Below are 2,310 nucleotides of genomic sequence, written 5' to 3'. Positions count from 1 at the left end.
GAAAAATCGGCAGAAAGAAAGGAAACGGGTGATTATACCTTATCCGTAACTGGTAATGATGTAAAAAGTATGACACAGAGCCTTGTAGCAGAATCTGTGAGTATTTCTGCACCTGATAGATCAAGTTTTGATATTAAGGCATAAGAGGATTCGATAAAAGGAAAATATCAAATTGGTGCATTGGATGGCATCACCAGAGAGTAGAGTGGCAGAAAGTCAGTAGATATAAATCGTTTTATTGGTTCATTGAGCAATGACAGTGATGTAGATTACCTGAAAATAGATGCAGGTTCTTTGACATCGAGCAAGATAGATAAAGAAGTATAGAAAGTGTGGACTAACTTAAGGAGGTTGCTATGAAAGTTCAAGGAAATAGGTATATTAATAATCCAGAGATGATAAAAAATAAGGTTGAGAAGAAAACAACTGTTCCTCAGAATATTATTTCGGAGGATGATGTGAAAATCAGTGATTCAGCAAGAAAGTTAGTTGAGACTGCTCGTAATAAGGTATCGGATTTTCATACAATGCATTTTTCATCTATTATGGGAGAGATAAGAGAGATACCAGCAGAATATAAATGTGAAAATTTATTCAAATTAGATTTGAAAGCAACTTCCATTTCTGGAGAACAAAGTGCGTTTGAAGGCTGTTCGGAAAATCAGTCAGAGGTTTTTGAAAAATGGCTGGACGAAAATGCTTCTGAATATTTGACAGAAGATGAAATGAAAGATTTAAAAGAGAAGATTAATGCAATGACAGCAGATGTAGATTCTTTGAATGCTCAGGAGGGATATAGAGGAACTTCTTATGAATCTGTATTTTTGTTAAGTGCAAGTGAAGCTGGGCTAAGAAAAGTAAATGAAATGTATGTTCCAGAGCAATTTCAAGCTGGTTTTTCAGACATGATTGACGAATATGTTCATTTTAATGATTCAGCACGTAATTCCATCATGGAGAGAATGACACCAGATTACATGGTTGTTGGAATTGGAAGCAAAACAGAATCTTATAAGTACAAGTCAGAAATAATCTCAGATGAGACAGCTTTTTATACAAATGAGAAGAAAGAGATAAGTGGTATCTGCAATCAGTTTTTAAATGGTAAAACAGATCAAAAATTATTTTGTAATGAGATGAAAGACCGTTTAAATGATTACTATGGAAGCAGGTATGAATTAAGGAATCAGCCAGAAGCTGTTGAAGGCAGAGTAAATAATATGCTGGACAAATTGCAGCATATGTTTGGCGTTTAATGTTGAAAAAGGGTTTGGAGAATAATTATGAAGACAGTAACAGATGTAAACACAGTAAACCAGCTATTGACATATTCAAAGCAGGCAGAGGCAGGAATACACCAAAAAGCAATACAGATGTTGCTTGGAGCAGGAAATAATAAAAAACAGGACAGTTTAAGTATTTCTGATGCTGCACGAGGCTTTTCAAAGCAATCCATAGCTGCACTGATAGATAAAAATGCGAATATTTCTAACAGTGAATTGGCTTATTATTTTGCAAATTATAATAATTCAAGTGCTATTTTGGATGCAATCAATTTTGGGGAGAATGTTTCCTGTGGATATAATTCTGATTTTAAGGAGTATGGGGTTATTTCCTTTGACCTTAATGGGAGCAGACAGGTAGTACCTAATTATGCAGTACCGAAAATGAATACAAGCACCATGTCAGGCATTTGTGCTGCAAATAATTCTTTGGTATTAAGTAATAAAAGTTATTATTCATGGACAACATCAAGTGGCGGTAAATATACATGGACGGTCAACAATGGAAGGATAGGCTGGGCAGCCTCGGAATCGTTGCTTGCAGAGAATACAAATCAAAAAGGGACAAATTATAAGTGGGAAATGTGTAAGGCAGGCAATATCCTGTCTGATCTGGCACAGGGAAAGAGTGTGTGGGGGTATCTTTACAGCAATGAGGAGGTATTGTCCGTCTGTGAGAAAGTCGGGATTTCTCCGGGATTCTTTTCTATAGAAGCGGGAGCAGGAAAACACACTTATTTATTGCAGGAATCAGGAAAGACCATAAATGTTGACGCAAAGATAAAACAGTTAAATGATATAAACTGGATAGAAATCGGATTTAAAGAAGGAGATACGTTTTCCGTTTATGGTAAAGAGTATGCTATTGACAGCAGTGGGCATATCAATGTTTCGGCAGAAGATGAATTTACATCAACGGAAATTAAATATCCAAGTCGTTCAATATAATAGAAATTATTTTAAGTTTCAATAACAGGGAGGTAGGATTATGGCAATTACGGGTATCAATAACAGCAGTTACACATCG

Annotated in this window: 2 protein-coding genes; both read left to right on the top strand. The window is 35.6% G+C overall.

From position 1 onward, the window contains the following. Window positions 1–356 precede the first annotated feature (356 nt). Window positions 357–1,256 carry a hypothetical protein gene (locus DW981_RS14470; protein ID WP_118111264.1) on the top strand — a complete coding sequence of 300 codons (900 nt, stop codon included), beginning with the start codon at window positions 357–359 and terminating at the stop codon, window positions 1,254–1,256. A gap of 27 nt (window positions 1,257–1,283) precedes the next feature. Continuing rightward, entirely contained in the window at window positions 1,284–2,231 is a 948-nt protein-coding gene (locus DW981_RS14465; protein ID WP_117831964.1) for a hypothetical protein, read from the top strand. The last annotated feature ends 79 nt before the right edge of the window (window positions 2,232–2,310 follow it).

This window comes from Clostridium sp. AM49-4BH (genome assembly GCF_003478335.1).
Classification (GTDB): Bacteria; Bacillota; Clostridia; order Lachnospirales; family Lachnospiraceae; genus Butyribacter.
The sequence above is the reverse complement of the archived record's forward strand: the minus strand, read 5'-3'. Positions and strand labels throughout refer to the sequence as shown.